The sequence below is a fragment of the Aliirhizobium wenxiniae genome, from assembly GCF_014201355.1.
Classification (GTDB): domain Bacteria; phylum Pseudomonadota; class Alphaproteobacteria; order Rhizobiales; family Rhizobiaceae; genus Neorhizobium; species Neorhizobium wenxiniae.
The window spans coordinates 1-19811 of sequence record NZ_JACHEG010000006.1 but is presented as its reverse complement, the minus strand read 5'-3'; the positions used below and the strand labels follow the sequence as shown (position 1 = coordinate 19811).

Below are 19811 nucleotides of genomic sequence, written 5' to 3'. Positions count from 1 at the left end.
TTTGGTCAGAGGCTGGTTCCCAAGACAATGCTCCCATGCGGATCAAGGTAACTTATCAGTTACGACCCCGCGCTCGGATTTGGTTTAATGGCCGCGTGCCGTCAGGGATCAAAACCAAACTAGGCTGGAGGAAGCGATAGTTGGCGGACTGGTGTGGAAATTCGCGATCAGCCACCCCATCTAGGTTGGTAAGGTGCCAGACTTTTTGCGGTCGGCACGGTCAATTTTCCCAGGAGAGCGAAATGTCCAATGAAAAAGGTGCTGGCGCGCCTTTAAGCGCCGTTGCAGTCGCCAAGAAATACCGGATTGACTTGGAAGACGCCAAGGCGATCGTGGCCGAGCATGGAGACGATGCAAAGGCCATTCATAAGGCCGCTCGTCGAATAGCGGCCTAACGATCGTCATTATTAGGCGAAAGTCTAACGGTTTATGTCGGTTTGATTTAAAACGGGAGAAGACGTTGACGGGCCAATGGAAAGGACCGGTGCGGCCGACGGAAGACGGTTTGCTGATTACGATCGAAACGCCTGCGCAGGCGCGGACCTGGTTGCGGCATGCTCGGAAATCGGGTCCCGCATGGAGTGATTCGCTCGAGAAATGTTCGGCAGCCGCTGATGGTCTGTTTTCGAGCACTGAGGCCAGACGAGCATTGGCGACCGCTTCTCCTTGATGTCCTGACGCAGAGTGGAGGCGCGTACCGCACGACTTTTGTCGCCGGTATTTCGACATGGTGCTCCGCACAGCGGCTATTGCTTGTCCAACCTTGCAAACAACACCCCGTATGCCCGATCGTTATCAAGCCCATCGAACATCTAGGGCGCCGGAGCATTCAATGCCCTCGCGGTGTTTCGAGCAGAGTGTTGATATAGGCTAAGCGTTTATTCGGTGATTAGGTTGATGGCCAACGGTCCTGTACGAAACAAAGGCTTTGTGCTTGTCGTCGAGGATGAGCCACTTGTGCGGATGTTCGCAGTCGCTTTCGTTGAGGATGCCGGCTTTGATGTCGTGGAAGCGAGCGATGCAAATCAGGCAATCGCTATCCTGGAGGCACGCGCCGATATACGGATCGTGTTCACCGACATAGACATGCCAGGTAGCATGGACGGAATGAAGCTCGCACGAGCTGTTCGAGACCGTTGGCCATCTATCGAAATCATTATCGTGTCTGGCCACAAGCGTCCCGTCGATAGCGACCTCCGTACCCGTGCGGTGTTTTTTTCGAAGCCTTACGATGTTGGCGCCGTGACAGTTGAACTCAATCGGATGGCTACATTGCTTTAAGGTGAAAAAGAGAGTGCGATGAACGAAACAAAATCAGAGTTTTTTATAAGCGCCAACGGAGACAGGTGGTTTCTGGAGCGCGACGGAAACGCAACGGAACCGACCGTCGTCCACCGCGCGAACCCGGCTTCCGGCGGCACTGAGACGAGAGGGTCAGTGGATGACTTTCTAAAGGTCGCGGGCCACCACCCCCAAGGTGATGCGCTCCGCTACGCCCTCGCCGAACCTAGCAGCCTTGAAGAAGGAGGAAATCCCCAACCAGTTGCGGAACTGGAAAATGGGCCGATCGATATCCCTGGCGTCTGCGCCATTTCCCCAGCGCGATAAACGCCACTCTAAGCTTGACCTGCTTCTCGCTTTTCGAAGACGATGGTGACCTTCATGCCCATCCCGGTCGTCGACTCCACCTCAACATCAGCCTTTGCGTTATGTTTGATCGATTGCACGATCATCGCGCTGAGCTTTCCGCGTCTTGGCCAGTCGGACGGATGGCTGAGACCGATGCCATTGTCTGCAACCGAGATCCTACAGCCCGCGTCATCCACGACGCAGCGCAAGACAATCTCACCGCCATCACGTCCCTTGAACGCATGTTTGAGGGCATTCGTCATCAATTCATTGATGACCAGACCGACGGGCATCGCGATATTGACGGAGACTGGCCAGGTGTCGACCTTCATATCGAGGCGAATACCCTGAACCGCATGCGCTGCCATTACCGCCGAGGCAATCTGGCTAACATAGGTCCCGAGGTCGACAGTCTCATCCGCGTTGGTGTCGGAAAGAGAGCGATACAAGATCGTCAGCGCGTCTACCCGGCCTGCAAGTCGGTTGAAACGCTCACCCTCATCCGGATGTTGCGCGTTTCGGGCTTCCATGCGGATCAGCGCTGTGATCATCTGAAGATTGTTTTTGACCCTGTGCTGCAACTCCTTGAGCAGCACATCCTTTTCTCCCAGCGTGGTGGCCAGGTCAGTGGCGGTTTGTCCAGTGTTCGCAGTCGCGATAGCAACAAGACGAAAGAGAGGGGTTCCTGCGTCATTGACGATCGTATTTGACCACGCGTCAATGTACGAATCGGGCTCCGTCCCGGAAGATGTCGCAAATGTTCCCAGATACTCCTCTCCAGCCACAATGGCAGTCGTGAGATCCTGGTCTCCACTCACCGAGCGCACCAACGGGAGTGATGACCATGGCTTGCCCTGCACGTCCTCAGCTGAAATGCCGATTAATCGCTCAAATTCAAGATTGGCGTATAGGAGCACCTCGTCCGACGCGAGTTCTGCCACGGCCACTCCGAACGGGACGTGGTCGAGGAATTGTCGGAAGCGGTCATCATCCAGCGCCTCCCCAAGTTGAGGAAGGTCGGCTACCGTTTCGGGGCTCATTGGCGATTCTTCGGATTCTGTCATTTGCGACTCACGACCATATTCGTCCGCTGCTTATCATGCCGGATGGCGGTGAGCTAAGGGAATCCTGATTTTGGAGTGCCGTGCCCGTGAAGCGTTTCTTTGGCGGGATTGCGCTTGGATCGCTCGCCAAGCTGTGCCGATTATTCAAGACATCCGGTCAACTTGCCCACCGAGCAGCGTCAAGACGAGGCCGAAGCCCCCAGCCCGATCTGGATGCGCGCCAGCGGCGCTGCCAGCTTCCAGACGATCCGCTCGTCCGTGAAACTCCATTGCGCATGGCCGGACAAAGCGGTGGGCACAAGCTTACCGAGGACGAGGGCGCCGAAGCCCTCCTCCTGCGCCAGCAGATCGACGTAAGCTACGGCCGGTTCAGACCAGACGAGTTCGAAAATATCGCCGCCTTGATCTCTCGTCAGCCCCCAGGTAACGGATATGCCGCCAAGATCCGTGACCCCAAAGCGCATCGCATTCATGATCAGTTCGTGGAACGCCATGCCAAGATTAAGGACAGCGTTGGCGTCAAGCACGATTTCCGGGCCCAGAATTTGGACCGGCTGTAAAGCGTGAAAGGGTTGGATCTGATGCGCCACGAGATCCGCAAGCCTCACCCCGGCCCAATCGACCTGCGACAGCAAATCATGTGAATGAGAAAGCGCCATGATACGTTCGCGGACCCGCTGCTCGAATTCATCGATTGAGCGCGAGCGTGTCGCCGTTTGCCTGATAACGGCAAGAACGACCGCATACTGATTTTTCACGCGGTGATTGATTTCCCGCATCAGAAGGCGGAGCCGGCGATCGCTTTCGCGCGTCTCCGAGATATCCCGGGCGATGCTCGATGCACCGACAAGCCTACCGACCCCGCTTTTGATTGGAGAAATGGTGATCGAAATCGGGACCATCCGCCCGTCTCGATGGCGCCGGGTCGTCTGGAACGGTTCGATCTGCTCCCCCAGCTTCAGCCGGGGCAGGATATCCGCCTCCTCATCCCGTTTGTCTTCGGGGATGATCAGATAGATCGGCTGTCCGACCGCTTCGCTTTCCGCGTAGCCGAACATGCGTTCGGCGGCCTTATTCCAGCTGACGATCGTGCCGGAAAGATCCTTGCTGATGATCGCGTCGAAGGAAGATTCGACGATGGCTGCGAGGCGTTCTGCGCTGTGTTCATCCATGCCCGACCGCTTGGCTATTCTGCTTACGTGGGGATGATTTAGGCAATCCCATCGCAGTTCAACCTCGAAGACCATAAGAAAGTTCAGGCACGGTCATAAGTGAAGGACGTCAAGAGCGTCGTCACGAAATTGCTGGCCCGTTCCTTGACCAGCATTTCCGTCCACTCGCTGGTGCCCCGAAGCCTCAAGTCGGTCCGGATGCTGTCGACGGCCGCTTCTTCGATGCGGCTGATATGGGCGCTGAAGGCCGCTTCGCCACCACCATGGTACATGTCACGGATGACCATGCGCAGGATTTCCTGGATCGCGATCTGCCAGGCGGTATTGATTGCCTGCAGCTCGTTCGTGTCCGGTGCCATCAAAGGGCTCCTCAGGAATGAGTAAGTTCGAGCGCGACTGTATATCGCGTCCTGATCTATTCCGTGGCCGCATCCACCAAGGGGGCGGACGGCTGGGCGCTAAGCCTGCCGGGCCTTGCGGGCGGCATAACGCCGGTCGCGTTCAGCCTTGCGGGCGGCCTCGTCTTTGAGGACACGCGATATCCTGGCATTCTTGGCCGTCTGTCGCGCTTCAATCTCGGCTGCGGCGGCTGCCACAATCGCTGCCTGCTCTTGCGCCGCAATCGTTTCGAGGCGGGTGCGCTCCTCATGCTTCAGTCGTTCCCGTTCCGCACGGCGCGCTTCGCGAGCTTCAACAAGTGAGATGCGCTCCGCCTGTCTGGCGGCGTGCGTCGGCTCTGCCGCGTTCTTTGCTGCGCGGTAGGCTGTGAGGAGAGCTGCCTTGGCATCCGCAGCAGCGGAGCGCCGATCGGTGAGTTCGTTGTTTCTAGCGTGTTTCAAATTTACTTCCTAACTTTTGTGTTTGGGATGATCAGCTGGCCTTGCATCGTTTGGCAAGCAGCTTGGATGTTGCAGACAACCGGTCGGCTTGCTCCTTGGCCAGCCGCGCCTCGCGCAGCCTGACAGTTTTGGCATCACGTGCCTGGACAACGAATTGGAGCTCTTCCGCCGCATTGTTCTTGGCAAAGAACTCCGTCTGGAGATTGCCGAAGGCCGTCTCGGCCTTTTGGCGAGATTTACTATATGTCTCTGTCATTGAGTGTCCTCAACGTTGGCCATCAGGCCAAAACGAAAAAGGCCAGGCGTAATGCCTGGCCTCAAACTGATAATCGCTCCCGGCAGTGCCAGTACATCCGTGGTCAAAGGGAAGCAGATATCGATTAAGCGGTCTGCAGATTGCAGGCCGACATTTTGCCCGACTTCATGTCGCGCTCGAGTTCGAAGCCGATCTTCTGGCCTTCGACGAGTTCGCGCATCCCTGCACGCTCGACGGCAGAGATGTGAACGAAGGCGTCAGCGCCGCCGTTGTCAGGCTGGATAAAGCCGAAGCCCTTAGTGGAATTGAACCATTTTACTGTGCCAGTGGTCATGATGAACCCTTTCAAAGCATAGAGTGAGCGACCGCGAAGCATGTGCTGCGCAGACGAAAACCGACTATTTTTGAGAGGGAAGTTCGCTTAAAGCGCGGTGCCAATCGCGCGGTAGACAAAGCTCGGCAAGCAAAAGATCGATAAGTCCTCTATATTGAAAGTGACCAGGTACGTCAACGGTTAGTTTCGAAAATCGCCGCATTCGTCTTGTGGTTGTCCACCCGCAGAAGACCCGCGCTTGGCGACCGGTTAGGACGACAATCCTTTTTGGATCCTCCAGCGTTTAAATCACCCGACGGCGCTGCTCGATATACTGGGATGTTAAAATCCACCGGCAGCGCTTACCGTGTCGTGGCTTATGCCTGCACGCGGCGCGCCAGGTTTTCCTTATCGAGGACGTGACGAATTTCGCCGACAATTTCTGCCCGCCGTGCTGCCCTGTCCGCAAGAGACCGAGCGATCTCCGCCTCAGTCGCGCCCGGAGCAACGCTCCCAATCTCGTTTTCGGCGATATCGCGAAGAATGTTTATCAGCACAAGGTTCTTCTCGTGAACCTGCATCACCATTTCCTTCACTTTCAAACGCTGAGACATGATCGTCTTTCCTGCCGAAAACTGCCTTGGCCTGCTAACGGGTCGGGGGGCAAAATGGTCCCTGCAACATTTGAAATTCGTCATTCTGGTGAGCGACGCGCAAGCCTCGTTCCCTTGTTCTGTCCAGGCCCGTTAGGATCGATCGGGCGCCCTGCCAACTGGATCGCGGAGCCACGGCATTTTACAGATCGTTTTTTGCCCATCCACCTGATACTAGCAAGCTTCCGTGGATGTAATACACGCCACCATTTCGGCAATGGAGATGGTGGCCCGACTGAAGGGTTTCCGATGGTCTGGAAAACGCCGAAGTCCGACTATGTAAACGGCTACAAGATCGTCGAGCTCGAAGGGCCGACCTTCGAAGTCTTCGACGGCGATCGTCAGATCGGTGACGAGTTTCCCTATTCCGGGGAAGCCGCTGCCTATGCGAACTCTCTGCCGAAATGCATCGTACAAAGTGGGCGAGACAAACCTTGAGAGCGGACCCAAGTCCTTCGTCCCTGGAACAGCTCGGCTGGTCCACGTTTTTTTTGCGGATCAAGTCGGGCCCGGTGAGACGGACCTCGTTCCCCGGCGTATCGCCTCTTTCCATCGCGCACGCCTCGAGGCGATCGGTGTGATGGGGCCTGTTGGCCTGGAGCTGTCGGGAAACAGCAATACCGCTGATTACGCTGTCGGCGACTGAGTACTTGCCGATTCACTAACCGACATGCTCGTCACCAGGCTCGACAGGAAGAGCGTGTTTCAGCGACGGTCGGGAAACAACCGAGCGCGAGGCTCTCCGTGAAGGCATTGAGCGCCGCCTTGCTGGCGCTGTAGACCGAGAGAGCGGGCAACGGTCTTATCGTGACGGCGGAGCTGACGTTGACTATGACGCCTGAGCGCCGGACCCGCATTGGCTTCAGGCAAGATTGGGCTAGTGATCCGAAGATGGCCGCGTTTCTCGCTGCAAATGATCCGGCGGCAAACCCGACCTTCAGTCTCAAGAAGCCAACCTTCATCTCGCTTGGCCCCGACGACGCCTTTGTCTTTTTGAACACGACGCGGGCGCTGGTCGCGCGATTGAAGGCAGACCGAACACCTGTGACATACAACGAGTATCCGCACACGGACCACTTCACCGTCATCCGGGCCGCGCAGCCTGACACTATGAGCTTCCTGAAGCAGCTATTCGCACACTGAAGCGCAATCGCGAGCGCTTAGAAATGCGCCAGTCTGCCATGACACTTTGAGGAATCCACCCATGTCACAATCCATCAGACGGATCGTACTTGCATCCAGGCCGGTGGGGCCGCCCAAGCCTGCCAACTTTCGTCTCGAAGAAGTGCCTATGCCCGAGGTACCCAATGATCACGTTCTGCTCGAGACCATCTACCTTTCGCTCGACCCCTACATGCGGGGACGCATGAGCGACGCCAAGTCCTATGTTGATCCGATCGCGATCGACGACGTGATGGTAGGCGCCACGGTCTCCAGGATCAAACAGTCCCGTAACCTGAATTGGAAGGAAGGCGACATCGTTGTTGGCTCCTCGGGTTGGCAGACCCATGCCATCTCCGACGGAAGCGATTTGCGAGGCATCGATCCGCATGCCGCTCCGATGTCGACCGGACTGGGTGTCTTGGGCATGACCGGTTTCTCAGCCTATGCAGGACTGCGCAACATCGGGCGCCCGAAGCCCAGAGAGACTGTTGTCGTCGCCGCAGCAAGCGGAGCGGTTGGCTCAGTTGTTGGCCAGCTCGCCAGGATCGACGGGGCGCGCATTGGGATAGCCGGGGGGGCTGAGAAATGTGCGTTCGTCAAAAACGAACTGGGCTTTGACGCCGCGATCGATCATTGTGATCCAGACTTCGCGCAACAGCTCGCCGAGGCCTGCCCAGACGGGATCGATGTCTATTTCGAAAACGTCGGCGGCGCCGTCTGGGATGCGGTCCTGCCACTTCTCAACAATTTTGGGCGGGTGCCACTCTGCGGGACGATCTCCCACTACAATGACGAAGCGTTGGGACCGCCATCCGTTGACCGGCTTCCTGCTTCCATAAAGGTCATCCAGCAGAAGAGTATCACGGTTCGGGGTTTCATGAACGTGGAGTTCATTGCGCAGCACACGACATTCTTAGAGGAAGCCGCTGGTTGGGTTGCTGACGGTATGTTGAAGTATCGAGAGGACATCGTAGACGGTCTCGACAACGCCCCCACAGCATTCATAGGTCTTCTTGAAGGGCGCAATTTCGGCAAGCTTATAGTTAGGGTGTAGACGCAATAGTAGAACGCAGCGCGATCGTCAGCGAGGCTAGTCTCGCTGGCGATCGTATTCTTCTTGTGCGCGCTCGAGCTCTGGGCCGTAGGCCATGGACCAGGCGTACAGCGCCTCGAACGGCTGCTGAAGCGAGCGGCCGAGCGCGGTGATAGTATATTCGACGCCGACCGGCGTCGTCGTAGTCAGAACTTCACGGCGGATAAGCCCGTTGCGCTCCAGTCTTTTCAAAGATTCGGAAAGCGCTTTGTGCGTGATCCCTTCGAGGCGCCGCATGATCTCGTTGAACCGCGACGGTCTGGTGCATAATACAGTCAGGATCAGCACAGACCACTTGTTGGCGATCTGCTCCAGCACCGGCCGCGCCTTCTCGACGTCCAACAGAGCCTCAACCGAGACAGGCTTGGGCCGGCGAGGCATGTTGGCCTTGGTGGACAAAACTCCGTCATCCAACGACATAGGTATACTCCGCGATATCTGCTTTACCTATAGTGCGTAATTGACCGTAGGTATAGAGAATATATCTAATTCCATCATCAATGATGGAGTTAGCATGAATAGATTAGCAAATAAGATCGCACTCGTTGTCGGAGGCGTCGGTGGCATCGGCGGAGCCATCTCGCAAAGATTTGCCAAGATTTCGGACGACCATTTCGATCGGGCATTCGGCCTGAACGTGCGGTCCCTGGTATTCGCAGCGCAGGGTGCGGTTGACCTCATGCAATCCGGCGGAACCATTGTACTCATCGGCTCAATCGCGGGCGACATCGGCACGAAGGGCTATGGCGTGTATGGAGCGACCAAAGCAGCAGTTCGTTCGTTTACGCGTACATGGGCCAACGAACTTGCTACCAGAGGCATTCGCGTCAATGTCGTCAGCCCTGGACCGACTGACACCGCGATGATGGCAAGCACCTCGCAGGAGTTGCGAGATGCACTGTCCAGCATGATCCCTCTTGGACGCATGGGGAGGCCCGAAGAGGTGGCAGCGGCCGCCCTCTTCCTAGCGAGCGACGAGAGTAGTTTCACGACGGGTGCAGAGCTCGTTGTCGACGGGGGTATGGCACAGGTCTGACGCCAGCCTCACAACGGGCGTCCAAAGCATCTAAGCTACACCTTTGGTCACAGTGTAGACCAGATCCTCCAGAGATGAACTGTGACCCGTCTCTGGAGATACAACGCCTGAGTTGACTATCAGCCGATGGCGCTGAGCGACCAATTGTCGAATAGTGGATGCAACAACAACTTACGGCTTTGAGAGGAAGCGAACCGTCGGCGGTGAAGTCAAATCTCGTAACATCTAGATTTAAGCCAGTTTACCGCCGGTGCGAGACTTCAGGGTGGGACATTGCCGGACCTACGAGGTCCCAGCATCTTCGTGCGTTGATCTCAACCGTGTCGGAACACGTCGCGAACGCGATCCCCATTTCGATTGCTTTACGTAGAAAGGGCCGACTTTGATCCTCCGTCAGTGTCCATGGATGACTTCCCCGATCGGGCTCACCATAGCTCATGCACCCAAGGCAGAGCCGGGAAACCTCAAGGCCAGTGTTTCCAGGGCGCGCGTATTCCATGACTATCTCCAATTCTTCGGGGAAATTGTATGTTTCGGGGCCTTTCAGGCGGCGGGTTGTCCCGCTCAAGCACTTATGCCGCCATCCACGAGAATGCCCGACCCGGTAATGTAACCTGCGCCCGGTCCGGCGAGGAAGGCAACGGCCTCTGCGACCTCTCGGGTCTGACCATAGCGGGCAATCGACAGACTTGGCAGGATCGCCGGTGCGAGAGCGCCATCGGCGGGGTTCATGTCGGTGTCGATTGGGCCAGGCCGGACAGGATCGACGGTAATGTCCCGCGGACCAGTTCGCGCGCTAGACCGCGCGTAAAGCTTTCCAGGGCGGACTTGGTCGCTGCGTAGACAGCAATCCCTGCGAACGGAACAGCTAGACCTGCATTGCTGCCGGTACTGATGATGCGGCCGCCGTTCGGGATGTGCTTCAGCGCCGCCTGCGTGATTAGAAACACGCCGCGCACGTTGACGTTCAGTTGCAGGTCGATTTCGTCCAGCGGCTGTGATGAGAAATCACCTGCGAACAAGACGCCGGCATTGTTGATTAGAATGTCGAGGCCGCCGAGTTCAGCCGCATTCCGCTCAACCGCAGCTCTCGCGGCCTCTTGGCTCGCAGCATCAGCTTGAATGGCGATGGCTTTGCGGCCCATCCCTCGCATCTCTGCGACGAGGGCGTCTGCCTTTCTTGCCGACTTCTCATAGGTGATCGCGACGTCGGCGCCATCTTCGGCCAGTTTCAGAGCGATGGCCGCACCGATACCGCGCGCCGCACCGGTGACAAGCGCTCGCTTTCCTGCAAGCGGAGGAGTTGGAATTTTGTTCATGGGGTTACCTCAAAAGATTGCAATTCGATCGGCAGAGAAGTGGATAGTCTGAGAGTGGCCGACAGAGAGGGGGAGATGTCACACCTTCAACGGACGAGCCGATGACCAGGACTTTCAATGTTGGCCCTCATCGGTGGACGTTGTTGTTCAATGGAAGGTCGGCAGAAAGCCAACCTGCAATGAGAAGACAAAGACCAATCGCGACGGCTGCGACGCTATAGGCGTGGCCGATGGATCCCGCATCGGATGATGAGCCCAGGATTGAGAAGAACAATCCTCCGATAAGCGCTGTTGCCAAGGCGCCGCCTATCTGGAGCATCGAATTGACCAGACCGGAGACCAGACCGGACCTCGCCGGATCAACCCGCTGAACGACAGTCTTCACGAGATTTGGGAGCGCAATTCCCTGCCCGGCGCCAATGAAGAACAGGGCAACGAATAGGTACTCTGGTGTACCGAATGAGATCAAGGCAGCGGTCGCGAACAACCCGGCCGCTTCCAGGGTCATGCCCGCGGCGGCTGAATATCTGCCAAAAACCCGCAGGATGCTCCCGCTCGCGAATGGCCCCAGGACGAAACCGACCGTCGCGGGAAGGATTGCAACCCCGGCCTCGAAAGGCGTGCGCCCAAGGCCGCCCTGTTGGTAGACGGAGAATGTCAGCCAGAAAGCGGCAAACGCATAGAAGAACAGTGCTGAGAAAAGCCCGCGCTTCAAGCCCGGAACCTGGAGCAGTCGAGGCTCGACGATCGGATCTCCGCCGGCGGCGCCCACCTTCTGCTCATACCGCCAAAACAGGAGAAGAAGCGGGAGGGAAGCCGAAAGCATCAGGATAGACCAGTTCGGCCAACCCTGCTCCCGGCCCTCGATCAGCGGCGAGATCAGCGCAAACAGCGCAAGCGCGATCAGCATTGCTCCACCCAGATCCAGTTTCCTTGCGTGCTCCAACCGGGTCTCACGCAACATTACTAGCGCGGCCGGCGCGGCTATCGCGATCACGGGCAGGTTGATCAGGAAAATGGATCTCCATCCGAGGCCGAAGACATTCAGGCCAATCAGCGTCCCACCGAGAAACAAGCCAGCCATCGATGCCAGACCAAATGTCAGGGCATAAAAGCTGAGCGCCTTCGACTTTTCGTGGTCGGGAAAAATTGCATTGATGGATGCCAAAGCTTGCGGCGCCATGATTGCTGCCGCGAACCCCTGGAGGATACGACCGGTGATCAGAACCGAGGGGGACCAGGCAAAACTGCATAAGCCAGAGGCAGCGGCAAACGCGACCATCCCAGCCAGAAACACGTTTCGTCGACCATAGAGGTCTCCAAGCCTGCCGCCTGTGATCAGCATGACCGCATAGGTGGTGGCGTAGCTTGAGATGATCAGCTGCATGGTCGAGGCGGAGGCATGAAAGTCCTCCCGGATCGAAGGCAGCGCCACGTTGACAATGAAGAAATCCAAAGGCGGCAGAAAGGCGCCGGTTAATAAGATGGCCAACGCCGTCCACCTGCGCGGATCAAGACTGCCCTTGGCCTGATTGGAATGTGTCAAATCTCTCTCCATCTCGAGAAGCGAACCCGCTCACGCGTGTTTCAAAATGCGCCTATTTGGAACCTATTGGTTCCTAATTGAACTCAGTCGAGCGGTTTCAGCGCGAAGTCGACCATCGCCTTGGTGGCGTCGCGAGCGGCTCCTGCCTTCCCCAGCACTCTCATACCTTGGATCTGACACACGAGAAACCTTGCCAGTGTTCGCTCATCCAGACCAGGATCAATCTCACCCAACGCTTGGGCTCGTATGATCGCTGCCGCGTATAGGTCCTGCAGTCGCCGAAACAGGCGCGCAATTCGAGCGGAAACCTCGTCGTCCGCGGGAAGCATTTCGACGGCCGACAACACGACAAAGCATCCGCGCAGCCCCTCCTTGCCAGAGGACTCTTCGGCCTGCCGCGAGAAGGCTTCTCTGATCGCGGCTTTCGGCGATGAGTTGGAATGCAGGATTTCCCCCGTTTTGCGAATGGCATCATCGATGTAGACATCAAGCGCACGAAGATAGACACCCCGCTTGTCCACGAAAGCCTTGTAAAAGCTGCCTCTCGATAACTCCATGCCTTCGAGCAGTTCAGGCAAAGATGCGTCGTGATACCCGCGGTCCCAGAATACACCCATCGCCTTGCGAACGGCATCATCAAGCTCAAATTCACGAGGACGGCCGACGGACGGGGATGTCAGAGTGCTTTTTACCATGACGACAATATGGAACCATTCGGTTCCCATTGCAAGTGATATTTCCTGACGCTAGGGAGATGGCCGTGAAGTCGTGGCGACGGCCTTCCCGAATTGGGCCGCTTCTCTCTTTCAGGAAAAGGTGCAGAATTATGGATCGCGAAGTCATTATTCCGGAGGAAATGCGCGAAATCGTCGACCGCGCTGGATATGCCCCGGCAGTTAAGGTCGGCGCAACAATCTACGTCGTAGGGCAAGTCGGTCGTACGAGGGACTTGCAGGTGATCCAGGACCCGCGCGAGCAGTTCAAGGCCATGTGGGAGAACCTCCGCATTGTCCTTGCGGCCGCGAACTGCAACTTCGACGACATTGTCGAGATGACCAGCTATCATGTGGAGATGTCGAAGCACATGGATGTCTTCCGGACGGCGAAGAACGAAATCGTTCCAAAAGGAACTTACGCGTGGACCCGCATTGGCGTGTCCGAACTCGCGCATCCTGGCTTGCTCGCTGAGGTGAAATGCGTCGCGGTGAAGCGATAGCGGTAGGGTTCACAACGATCGGCGTGCGGGCAAAATCTCGTCCAGCGGCCCAAGAGCGATACTGTGCTGGCATGGTGTCGCAAAGCTCGTGAACCGATATGAACCGCCGACAGGCAGAAATATCTCAGTAGTTTTATAAAAACTCGAGGTCATCGATAACCCGAGACCTCGCCAGTCTCTCATATTGAATAAAGACTGGTGAAAAGCTGCCGGCGTTGTTTTTCTCTCACTGCCGGTTAGTTGCAGAACCGGCCTGTCCCGAGGGAACATTGGCTGGCCCTGTGGAACAAAAAGCGTTCCTGGCCATTGAATGTAGTCACAAAACCAGCGGTAATCATGGACCAACGAGATAATTGGCATCTGACCGACCTGCTGCATGCCGAAAGGGGTCGGGGAGATCCTTTCGCTGCGGCTGTGAGGTCAACGCGCATGCCGATGGCGATCACCGATCCCGCACAACCCGACAACCCCATCGTCTTTGTAAACGAGGCTTTCCAGCTGCTGACAGGCTATAGCCGTGAGGAATGCATCGGGAAAAACTGTCGCTTTCTACAAGGCGATAACACTGACCCTGTTGCGGTGGCGAAGGTGCGCAAGGCGGTTGAGGCCGGAGACGATATAGCAATCGATCTCCTCAACTACCGAAAAGACGGCAGCACATTCTGGAACGCCCTGTACCTCAGCCCAGTGCGGGGAGAAGACGGTGCAGTGCAATTCTTCTTCGCTTCACAGCTGGACGTCACCGAGCGCGTGGAAAGCCAGCGTAGGATAGCCGGTCAAAAAGAGCAGGTTGATCATGAGGTCAGGCTACGGACGGCTGACCTCGAGGCATTGCTGGAGGCGCAGTCGTTGCTGCTGCACGAGGTCGACCACCGGGTTAAAAACAACCTCTCTGTGATCGGTTCTTTGTTACGCATGCAGATCCGTGGAGCCGAAGAGCCCGTCGTCAGGCGTGCCCTCAGGTCGACCATGGAGCGCGTCGATGCAATGGCTGCCATTCACCGCCGGTTATACCAAGCGGACGACGTCAGATATTTCGAGCTCTCGTCATTCGTTGTCAACCTGATCCAGGATGCAGTCAACGCCAGTGCTTATAATTCGCTCACGTTGGATTCAAGTGTCCAACGGACCGTGCTGCCTTCGGAAAAAGCCACATCTGCCGGGCTTCTTATAAACGAGGTACTTTTAAACCTGTTCGAGACCTACCTTCCGCTCGCCGCCGTGAAACTCGACTGCCACTCAGACGGGAAAACCATAAGCGTCACGATCGGCACTCGGCTGCTGAGTAAGACACCGCACCACGAAATGCCCGCGATTAGCGCAAAACTGATTGCAAGGTTGGCGGCGCAGCTTGAAGCAGATGTAGCATGGGATCGAACGCTAGATGGTACAAGCGCGACAATCCGAATTCCAGTGAGCAGTAACCATGCAGAGACCTAAGCCGCCCCTGAACATTCTGATCGTTGAGGACGAGCCTCTGATCGCAATGGATCTGGAAATGATGGTGGAGGACGCGGGTCATTCGGTCGTAGCGGAAGCGACTTCGCTCTACGATGCTGAGGAATTGAACGATGACCTGCAGCCGCATCTGGCGTTTGTCGATATCCAGCTCGCGCTGGATACGAGTGGCCTAGATGTGTCGCAGCTGATTCAGAAGCGCTGGCCGCGCACGATTATCGTCTTCGTCACCGCGAATCCGAAAATAATTCCAGACGACTTTGCTGGCGCCCACGGCGTCATGCCGAAGCCGCTGTCGCGCAGCGGTTTTCTCTCGGCGATGAAATACATTCAGGAGGGTGTTTGCGACCCGCCGCCAACGGTCCAGCAGCCTAATAGTTTTACTGCCTCGCCGGCATTTGCAGCCACGTGGGATAAATGATGCATGTCAGCCATTTTATGCTGGACCGATCGAAAGCCATGGTTGTCCGACAGGACCGTCCTCTGTCGTCCGGTTACTCCCTCGGCGCCTTCGCTTGCTTCGCTAGGTTCTGATGTATAGTAACCTGCTTATCGTGGGCAACTGACCGTAACAGCTCGTGTGAATTTCGTGCACTGTCCAAGGAACATACTTGACCCACTCACCAGACTTTTCGTCATCCCCGACAATTGAAGCACCAGCGCCGGGTGATGTCGCCAGTGATCGGGTAAACGCTCTTTACCAAACCGACCTGATGGACAGCGGTCCAGAGGAGCGCTTTGACCGATTGACACGACTGGTTGCAACCACTCTGTCGGTGCCCGTCTCGCTTGTCTCTCTCGTCGACAGCAAACGGCAGTTTTTCAAGAGTACCTTCGGCCTTCCTGAGCCATGGAAGACGGAGCGCGAAACTCCGCTGACGCACTCGTTTTGTCAGCACGTCGTCTCAAGGGCCGCGCCCCTCGTCATTGATGACGCGACACTTGATCCTCTCGTCTGCGACAATCTTGCAATTCCTGATCTCAAGGTCCGCGCTTATCTTGGTATTCCCTTGTTGACTGGCGATGGCCATGTCTTGGGATCTCTATGCGCGATCAATTCCCGCCCGCGTCAGTGGACGGAACGGGAGCAGGCTATACTCGCCGACTTCGGCACGCTCGTTGAGGAACAGATCGCCCTGCGGGAGCGGGTAGGGGAACTCGCGCGGTTTGACCAACAGCGATCGCTCATTCAGGGCGAGCTTGCTCATCGGATCAAAAACATATTCTCGGTGATCTCGAGCCTTCTTATCGTATCGGCAAAGACCGAAACCGATCTCGACGGTTACGTGCAAAGCGTCAACGGACGGATAATGGCGCTCAGTAAGGCTAATGACTTCATCGTCAACGTCAGATCAGATAGCGGTGGGTCTATGAGCGGCCTGCCGGGACTTATCGATGCGCTGCTTGCACCGTTCAAGCGGGATGCTCGGCAGGTGAAGTGTTCCTGTCCGTCACTGGCTGTGGGTGAGAAGACAGCTGCGGCATTGTCCCTGGTCATACACGAACTGGCGACGAATTCGGCAAAATACGGTGCTCTGTCTGCTGTCGACGGCCACATTGATCTGCAATGCAGTTGTGAAGGGGACATGTTCCGGATGCTCTGGCAGGAGGTCGGCGGACCTTCCGTGCCTGAAACGCCGTCCAGGAAAGGGTTCGGGACTAGGATGGTTGCCAGGACTGTCGAAGCGCAGCTGATGGGAAAGATCGAGAGACGCTTCCTACGCGACGGCTTGGTGGCGACCCTCGACATCCCGTTGGCGGTAATGGACCGGTAGAGTAATTCTCCCTCCCGGTCCTCGTATGACTTAGATCGAGCTCTCGGAAATCTTTGAAAGATCTGCCTCGATGATGCAGATCACGCCGCTCTTTTCGTAGGAAACTTTGGTCTGTCCTCTCAATTCTGACGACAGGAGCCTATCGATCAGCGTCGAACCGAAGCCTTTGCGCTGGGGCGTCGTTACCTCCGGTCCTCCATGCTCTCTCCAAATGATCCGCAGCGGGCCACACGCACGCGTCTCATCTTGCCACGAGATCGACACCCGGCCTTCGGGGGTCGAAAGCGCACCGTATTTGGCTGCATTCGTCGCCAGTTCATGGAGAGCAAGCGAAAGCAACACCGCTGCTTTCGGCGGGATGGATACGCTCGTTCCGTCTATCTGAAAGACTTCGCAGGGGTACGGCGAGGTGGCCTGCTTCACAACTGCACCCAAGTCCGCCTGCTGCCCCTCTCCGTGAACGAGCAGATCCTGCGCCTTACTGAGCGATAGCAGCCTGTTTTCAAAGGCTACGACATCCTCCTTGATTGCCTTGTCGCGGCCAATCGTCTGTCTCGCGATCGCTATCACGGTGGCAAGGATGTTTTTGACGCGGTGGTGGAGTTCGTTGACCAGGATGGATTTTAGGCGCTCTGCCTCTTTGCGGCTGCCGATGTCATGCGTCGTCTTCGAGGCGCCGATGACACGTCCATTGGCGTCGCGGATCGGCGAGACGCTGAGAAGGACTTCAACGAGCCGCCCATCCTTGCGCAGGCGCCGGGTTTCGTACGGCTTTACGAGTTGTCCGGCCTTGATCTGTCTGAGAATTGTCGGTTCTTCTTCTTTCCTGTCATCCGGGACAAGCATCAACACCGTCTGCCCGACGGCCTCGCGCTCCGAGTAACCGTACAGCTTCTCGGCGGCGGCGTTCCAGCTCGTGATCGTCATGCCGAGATCAATCCCAAGAATGGCATCGTTGGAAGATGCGATCATCGAAGCGAGATGCCGCTCGATCTCCTGGGCGTGCCGTCGCTCGCCGATATCTACGGATATAGCGACCGCCTGTGCGATATTTGCATGGCCGTCCCGGATTGCCGACACCGAGTTCGAAACCCATACGAGACTGTTGTCGCCGCGAACGTATCGCTTCTCGATTTCGAAGCTCTCGCCCAGGCGACCGTCTCGCCTGTATCGAGGACGCGCTTCAGGAGTGGCTCGAGGTCGTCCCAAAGTTCACTCCAGGATTCGCGGGCCGGTCTGCCGAACGCGTGCGGATGTTTGTTGCCTATCGTCGGCGTGTATGCGTCATTGTAGAACGCAACAAAATCCGGCCCCCAAAACATGACGATCTGCGCCTGCGATGGCAGCGCGATATTAATCGCGGCATGGAGACAGGATGGCCACTCGGATTTCGGACCCAAGTGACCCGAGGCCCAGTCCAGCGTTTCCAGCAGCTGAGAGACCGAGGCTACGGTTGCGGGCTCATTCACGCTGTCCAAGACCATACCCTCTACAAAAATGACTCATCGGAATTTCCGGTTCAACACGTAACAGATTACGATCATTTTATCGGTTATACGGGAAGGCAGACACCTTCTGATCTCAGCTCAACTGGCATCATCCTGCAGGCTGAAAGATCCGTTATCTGCCTTTACCCTCTTCGAAGCCTTCCATCCAAGCTGCGTACTTCGCAGCATTCTCCAAGTCGTTGAGATAGGGACAGCTGAAAGCGTGGGCCCCGCTAAGGGCAGCGTCGGCTCCTTCGCGATGGGCGGAAATGACTTCAGCTTCGGAAACTGATCTATGAGCAATATCAACCATGGTGTCTGGTCGTATTTTCGCAAGATGCGGCGTAGTGCCCGCGTCTATCCGTATGCCAACTTTCATAGCTCGATGTCGCCAATTTGAGGACCGATTTCTAGTCGCTGTACAATTAGGACGAAGCCATCAAACGTCCATATGACGCGATGTTGTGATATGTACTATTTGAGAGCTATCTAAATGCAGTCCTTATGGAACCGCCTCCAGCGCTCGCTTTAAATTGTCAAATACCCGTGCGGCATCATCAAATAATGTGGCTCGATATTGATCGACAATCTGTGGACGGTGGTTTGCGCCAGTCGCATTCAAGAAATGAACTCCGACCAATCCAAGTGCGGTATGGTCGAACGGATCCGGGCGAGAAGCTGGGCGCCTAAGGCGGCGGCAAAGATAGCCCGCGCCTCGAGGAACCAGCAGCTTCGTTCAGTCGCTGGGAGGGAAAGCCGGATCTGTCGGGATCTGCGGTTCGTCTGACCGCTCCGGTTCCGCTTGCGCCTCAGCTGGTGGGTTGAGCTCAAGAGCTACCGGCTTGACGAGTGGTGCGGTGAACCTGATTTCGAAATTACCGTCAAAATCGACGATCGTCTGAACGGTCCCGCTCTTTGCCGCGTCGAGGAGATCGGCGATATGCTCCTCGGCGCTCTTTCTGCTCCATTCATTGTCATGCTCAATCAACGCATTTCTCCCAGGCTTTCCGATCCATCAAGGTCAAGCTCACAATACACTGACCATATCTTGGATATCCGTCGCTAGCATCGCGATTTAACCTGTTAGCTGATATGAGGGTCGCTGCTGGACCTGCCGCGGATCGCCAATAGCATATCCAAGTCGGGCACAAGTATATCCTGCCGTTCGGCAAACGCGGCAAACAAGCCGCGCGCGGTCTCCACTTCTATATGGCCGTTCAGTGCTGCGAGACAGGCATTCGTGGCGATAGAATGAGCCCGGTCTCGACCGGGCGCTGGCCAGTCCATCAGCACCCGATAAGCCTGTGATACCGACCTGACCGGCGTCGGAATGCCGAGGCCGGTTAAGATAGTCACGGGGGTGTTGAACGTATCGGGTTTCATGATTGTCTCTCCGTTCCAAGCCCGATTGTTGAAATGGAGGGGCGCCGACGCGTCAGCGCCCCGGAACGACAAGTTACGCTGCTCGTGCAGCTTCGATCTGAACCGGATTGTTTTTCTTCTCGCTCACGCTTTTCGGCGTGCCGATGTTGATCTTGCGTGGCTTCAGCGCCTCTGGGAGTTCCCGAACAAGATCGATGGAAAGCAGGCCGTTCTGAAGACCGGCTCCTGTCACCCGCACATGATCGGCGAGTTCGAAGCGGTGCTCGAACGGGCGCCCGGCGATGCCACGGTGCAGGTAGCCTTCTGCCGGGGCTTCCTGCTTCTTGCCGGTGACGGTCAGCAGATTGGATTGGAAGGTGATGTCGAGATCGTTCTGGGCAAAGCCCGCTACCGCAATCGAGATACGGT

At 56.7% G+C, this 19811-nt stretch carries 25 protein-coding genes and 4 pseudogenes; 13 read left to right on the top strand and 16 right to left on the bottom strand.

Annotation, left to right across the window (positions count from 1 at the left end; all coding sequences use genetic code 11):
- Positions 1-242: 242 nt before the first annotated feature.
- From HNQ72_RS21330 to HNQ72_RS21315, 4 genes are all read left to right on the top strand, one after another.
- Positions 243-395, top strand: coding sequence for a hypothetical protein (locus tag HNQ72_RS21330; protein WP_183995110.1), 153 nt, complete (start codon positions 243-245; stop codon positions 393-395).
- Positions 396-484: 89 nt separating this feature from the next.
- Positions 485-670: a DUF982 domain-containing protein gene (locus HNQ72_RS31300; RefSeq protein ID WP_373289520.1), complete on the top strand. Its 186-nt coding sequence runs from the start codon at positions 485-487 to the stop codon at positions 668-670.
- A 227-nt stretch (positions 671-897) separates the two neighbouring features.
- A complete protein-coding gene (locus tag HNQ72_RS21320) occupies positions 898-1281 on the top strand; it encodes a response regulator (RefSeq protein WP_183995106.1) in 384 nt (127 codons plus the stop codon).
- Positions 1282-1299: 18 nt separating this feature from the next.
- Positions 1300-1608: a hypothetical protein gene (locus HNQ72_RS21315; protein WP_183995104.1), complete on the top strand. Its 309-nt coding sequence runs from the start codon at positions 1300-1302 to the stop codon at positions 1606-1608.
- An 8-nt stretch (positions 1609-1616) separates the two neighbouring features.
- Here HNQ72_RS21315 and HNQ72_RS21310 read toward each other — a convergent pair whose 3' ends face one another.
- From HNQ72_RS21310 to HNQ72_RS21280, 7 genes are all read right to left on the bottom strand, one after another.
- Positions 1617-2693, bottom strand: coding sequence for a sensor histidine kinase (locus HNQ72_RS21310; protein WP_183995102.1), 1077 nt, complete (start codon positions 2691-2693; stop codon positions 1617-1619).
- A 179-nt stretch (positions 2694-2872) separates the two neighbouring features.
- Positions 2873-3865, bottom strand: coding sequence for a sensor histidine kinase (locus tag HNQ72_RS21305; RefSeq protein ID WP_183995100.1), 993 nt, complete (start codon positions 3863-3865; stop codon positions 2873-2875).
- A gap of 83 nt (positions 3866-3948) precedes the next feature.
- Entirely contained in the window at positions 3949-4224 is a 276-nt protein-coding gene (locus tag HNQ72_RS21300; protein ID WP_183995098.1) for a hypothetical protein, read from the bottom strand.
- 99 nt (positions 4225-4323) lie between these two features.
- Positions 4324-4704 (bottom strand): DUF6481 family protein, encoded by a 381-nt coding sequence (locus HNQ72_RS21295; RefSeq protein ID WP_183995096.1) that lies wholly within the window; start codon positions 4702-4704, stop codon positions 4324-4326.
- A 31-nt stretch (positions 4705-4735) separates the two neighbouring features.
- Positions 4736-4960: a hypothetical protein gene (locus tag HNQ72_RS21290; RefSeq protein WP_183995095.1), complete on the bottom strand. Its 225-nt coding sequence runs from the start codon at positions 4958-4960 to the stop codon at positions 4736-4738.
- Positions 4961-5084: 124 nt separating this feature from the next.
- Positions 5085-5294, bottom strand: a complete 210-nt coding sequence (locus tag HNQ72_RS21285) for a cold-shock protein (RefSeq protein ID WP_183995093.1) — start codon at positions 5292-5294, stop codon at positions 5085-5087.
- A gap of 356 nt (positions 5295-5650) precedes the next feature.
- Complete coding sequence (locus HNQ72_RS21280; RefSeq protein ID WP_183995091.1) at positions 5651-5887, bottom strand: hypothetical protein; 237 nt, start codon at positions 5885-5887, stop codon at positions 5651-5653.
- Positions 5888-6175: 288 nt separating this feature from the next.
- Here HNQ72_RS21280 and HNQ72_RS21275 point away from each other — a divergent pair, with 288 nt between their 5' ends.
- Both HNQ72_RS21275 and HNQ72_RS30610 read left to right on the top strand, forming a co-directional pair.
- The gene (locus HNQ72_RS21275) at positions 6176-6364 is read left to right on the top strand and encodes a hypothetical protein (protein WP_183995089.1); all 189 of its coding nucleotides are present in this window, start codon (positions 6176-6178) and stop codon (positions 6362-6364) included.
- A pseudogene (locus HNQ72_RS30610) lies at positions 6331-6662 on the top strand (ribosome small subunit-dependent GTPase A); the annotation flags it as partial. The gene HNQ72_RS21275 and the pseudogene HNQ72_RS30610, both read left to right, overlap by 34 nt.
- Here the strand turns inward: HNQ72_RS30610 and HNQ72_RS21270 are convergent.
- Positions 6655-6792, bottom strand: a pseudogene (locus HNQ72_RS21270) (SDR family NAD(P)-dependent oxidoreductase); the annotation flags it as partial. The pseudogenes HNQ72_RS30610 and HNQ72_RS21270 overlap by 8 nt on opposite strands.
- On the opposite strand from HNQ72_RS21270, the gene HNQ72_RS21265 reads away from it, so the two are divergent.
- Both HNQ72_RS21265 and HNQ72_RS21260 read left to right on the top strand, forming a co-directional pair.
- The gene (locus HNQ72_RS21265) at positions 6758-7069 is read left to right on the top strand and encodes an alpha/beta hydrolase family protein (protein WP_183995700.1); all 312 of its coding nucleotides are present in this window, start codon (positions 6758-6760) and stop codon (positions 7067-7069) included. The pseudogene HNQ72_RS21270 and the gene HNQ72_RS21265 sit on opposite strands and share 35 nt — an antisense overlap.
- Positions 7070-7130: 61 nt before the next feature.
- Complete coding sequence (locus HNQ72_RS21260) at positions 7131-8144, top strand: NADP-dependent oxidoreductase (protein WP_183995087.1); 1014 nt, start codon at positions 7131-7133, stop codon at positions 8142-8144.
- Positions 8145-8180: 36 nt separating this feature from the next.
- On the opposite strand, the gene HNQ72_RS21255 is transcribed toward HNQ72_RS21260, so the two are convergent.
- The gene (locus HNQ72_RS21255) at positions 8181-8603 is read right to left on the bottom strand and encodes a winged helix-turn-helix transcriptional regulator (protein ID WP_373289522.1); all 423 of its coding nucleotides are present in this window, start codon (positions 8601-8603) and stop codon (positions 8181-8183) included.
- 94 nt (positions 8604-8697) lie between these two features.
- On the opposite strand from HNQ72_RS21255, the gene HNQ72_RS21250 reads away from it, so the two are divergent.
- Positions 8698-9219 carry an SDR family oxidoreductase gene (locus tag HNQ72_RS21250; RefSeq protein ID WP_183995085.1) on the top strand — a complete coding sequence of 174 codons (522 nt, stop codon included), beginning with the start codon at positions 8698-8700 and terminating at the stop codon, positions 9217-9219.
- Between the two features lie 564 nt (positions 9220-9783).
- Here HNQ72_RS21250 and HNQ72_RS21245 read toward each other — a convergent pair.
- The 3 genes and pseudogenes from HNQ72_RS21245 to HNQ72_RS21235 form a co-directional block, all read right to left on the bottom strand.
- A pseudogene (locus HNQ72_RS21245) lies at positions 9784-10538 on the bottom strand (SDR family oxidoreductase).
- 127 nt (positions 10539-10665) lie between these two features.
- Positions 10666-12096, bottom strand: a complete 1431-nt coding sequence (locus HNQ72_RS21240) for an MFS transporter (protein WP_183995083.1) — start codon at positions 12094-12096, stop codon at positions 10666-10668.
- 71 nt (positions 12097-12167) lie between these two features.
- The gene (locus HNQ72_RS21235) at positions 12168-12809 is read right to left on the bottom strand and encodes a TetR/AcrR family transcriptional regulator (protein ID WP_244654644.1); all 642 of its coding nucleotides are present in this window, start codon (positions 12807-12809) and stop codon (positions 12168-12170) included.
- A 101-nt stretch (positions 12810-12910) separates the two neighbouring features.
- Between HNQ72_RS21235 and HNQ72_RS21230 the strand changes: the two genes are divergently transcribed.
- The 4 genes from HNQ72_RS21230 to HNQ72_RS21215 all read left to right on the top strand — a co-directional run bounded on the left by HNQ72_RS21230 (position 12911) and on the right by HNQ72_RS21215 (position 16533).
- Positions 12911-13300, top strand: a complete 390-nt coding sequence (locus tag HNQ72_RS21230; RefSeq protein WP_183995081.1) for a RidA family protein — start codon at positions 12911-12913, stop codon at positions 13298-13300.
- 336 nt (positions 13301-13636) lie between these two features.
- Positions 13637-14740 (top strand): histidine kinase dimerization/phosphoacceptor domain -containing protein, encoded by a 1104-nt coding sequence (locus tag HNQ72_RS21225; protein ID WP_183995079.1) that lies wholly within the window; start codon positions 13637-13639, stop codon positions 14738-14740.
- Positions 14727-15179, top strand: coding sequence for a response regulator (locus tag HNQ72_RS21220; RefSeq protein ID WP_183995077.1), 453 nt, complete (start codon positions 14727-14729; stop codon positions 15177-15179). The genes HNQ72_RS21225 and HNQ72_RS21220 overlap by 14 nt, the downstream gene beginning before the upstream one ends.
- A 190-nt stretch (positions 15180-15369) precedes the next feature.
- Positions 15370-16533 (top strand): GAF domain-containing protein, encoded by a 1164-nt coding sequence (locus tag HNQ72_RS21215; RefSeq protein WP_183995075.1) that lies wholly within the window; start codon positions 15370-15372, stop codon positions 16531-16533.
- A 30-nt stretch (positions 16534-16563) separates the two neighbouring features.
- Here the strand turns inward: HNQ72_RS21215 and HNQ72_RS21210 are convergent.
- From HNQ72_RS21210 to HNQ72_RS21195, 4 genes and pseudogenes are all read right to left on the bottom strand, one after another.
- Positions 16564-18017 (bottom strand): annotated as a pseudogene (locus HNQ72_RS21210) (sensor histidine kinase).
- Between the two features lie 739 nt (positions 18018-18756).
- Positions 18757-19008: a hypothetical protein gene (locus HNQ72_RS21205; protein ID WP_183995073.1), complete on the bottom strand. Its 252-nt coding sequence runs from the start codon at positions 19006-19008 to the stop codon at positions 18757-18759.
- A gap of 95 nt (positions 19009-19103) precedes the next feature.
- On the bottom strand, positions 19104-19403 hold the full coding sequence (locus tag HNQ72_RS21200; protein WP_183995071.1) for a DUF982 domain-containing protein: 300 nt from the start codon (positions 19401-19403) through the stop codon (positions 19104-19106).
- 73 nt (positions 19404-19476) lie between these two features.
- A partial coding sequence (locus HNQ72_RS21195; RefSeq protein WP_183995069.1) for an Hsp20 family protein occupies positions 19477-19811 on the bottom strand: 335 nt, incomplete at its 5' end.

Coding starts and splice junctions, on each gene's coding strand:
- HNQ72_RS21330 (WP_183995110.1), top strand. CDS start 243: ATGTCCAATGAAAAAGGTGCTGGCGCGCCTTTAAGCGCCGTTGCAGTC.
- HNQ72_RS21320 (WP_183995106.1), top strand. CDS start 898: ATGGCCAACGGTCCTGTACGAAACAAAGGCTTTGTGCTTGTCGTCGAG.
- HNQ72_RS21315 (WP_183995104.1), top strand. CDS start 1,300: ATGAACGAAACAAAATCAGAGTTTTTTATAAGCGCCAACGGAGACAGG.
- HNQ72_RS21310 (WP_183995102.1), bottom strand. CDS start 2,693: ATGACAGAATCCGAAGAATCGCCAATGAGCCCCGAAACGGTAGCCGAC.
- HNQ72_RS21305 (WP_183995100.1), bottom strand. CDS start 3,865: ATGGATGAACACAGCGCAGAACGCCTCGCAGCCATCGTCGAATCTTCC.
- HNQ72_RS21300 (WP_183995098.1), bottom strand. CDS start 4,224: ATGGCACCGGACACGAACGAGCTGCAGGCAATCAATACCGCCTGGCAG.
- HNQ72_RS21290 (WP_183995095.1), bottom strand. CDS start 4,960: ATGACAGAGACATATAGTAAATCTCGCCAAAAGGCCGAGACGGCCTTC.
- HNQ72_RS21285 (WP_183995093.1), bottom strand. CDS start 5,294: ATGACCACTGGCACAGTAAAATGGTTCAATTCCACTAAGGGCTTCGGC.
- HNQ72_RS21280 (WP_183995091.1), bottom strand. CDS start 5,887: ATGTCTCAGCGTTTGAAAGTGAAGGAAATGGTGATGCAGGTTCACGAG.
- HNQ72_RS21275 (WP_183995089.1), top strand. CDS start 6,176: ATGGTCTGGAAAACGCCGAAGTCCGACTATGTAAACGGCTACAAGATC.
- HNQ72_RS21265 (WP_183995700.1), top strand. CDS start 6,758: ATGACGCCTGAGCGCCGGACCCGCATTGGCTTCAGGCAAGATTGGGCT.
- HNQ72_RS21260 (WP_183995087.1), top strand. CDS start 7,131: ATGTCACAATCCATCAGACGGATCGTACTTGCATCCAGGCCGGTGGGG.
- HNQ72_RS21255 (WP_373289522.1), bottom strand. CDS start 8,603: ATGTCGTTGGATGACGGAGTTTTGTCCACCAAGGCCAACATGCCTCGC.
- HNQ72_RS21250 (WP_183995085.1), top strand. CDS start 8,698: ATGAATAGATTAGCAAATAAGATCGCACTCGTTGTCGGAGGCGTCGGT.
- HNQ72_RS21240 (WP_183995083.1), bottom strand. CDS start 12,096: ATGGAGAGAGATTTGACACATTCCAATCAGGCCAAGGGCAGTCTTGAT.
- HNQ72_RS21235 (WP_244654644.1), bottom strand. CDS start 12,809: ATGGGAACCGAATGGTTCCATATTGTCGTCATGGTAAAAAGCACTCTG.
- HNQ72_RS21230 (WP_183995081.1), top strand. CDS start 12,911: ATGGATCGCGAAGTCATTATTCCGGAGGAAATGCGCGAAATCGTCGAC.
- HNQ72_RS21225 (WP_183995079.1), top strand. CDS start 13,637: ATGGACCAACGAGATAATTGGCATCTGACCGACCTGCTGCATGCCGAA.
- HNQ72_RS21220 (WP_183995077.1), top strand. CDS start 14,727: ATGCAGAGACCTAAGCCGCCCCTGAACATTCTGATCGTTGAGGACGAG.
- HNQ72_RS21200 (WP_183995071.1), bottom strand. CDS start 19,403: ATGAAACCCGATACGTTCAACACCCCCGTGACTATCTTAACCGGCCTC.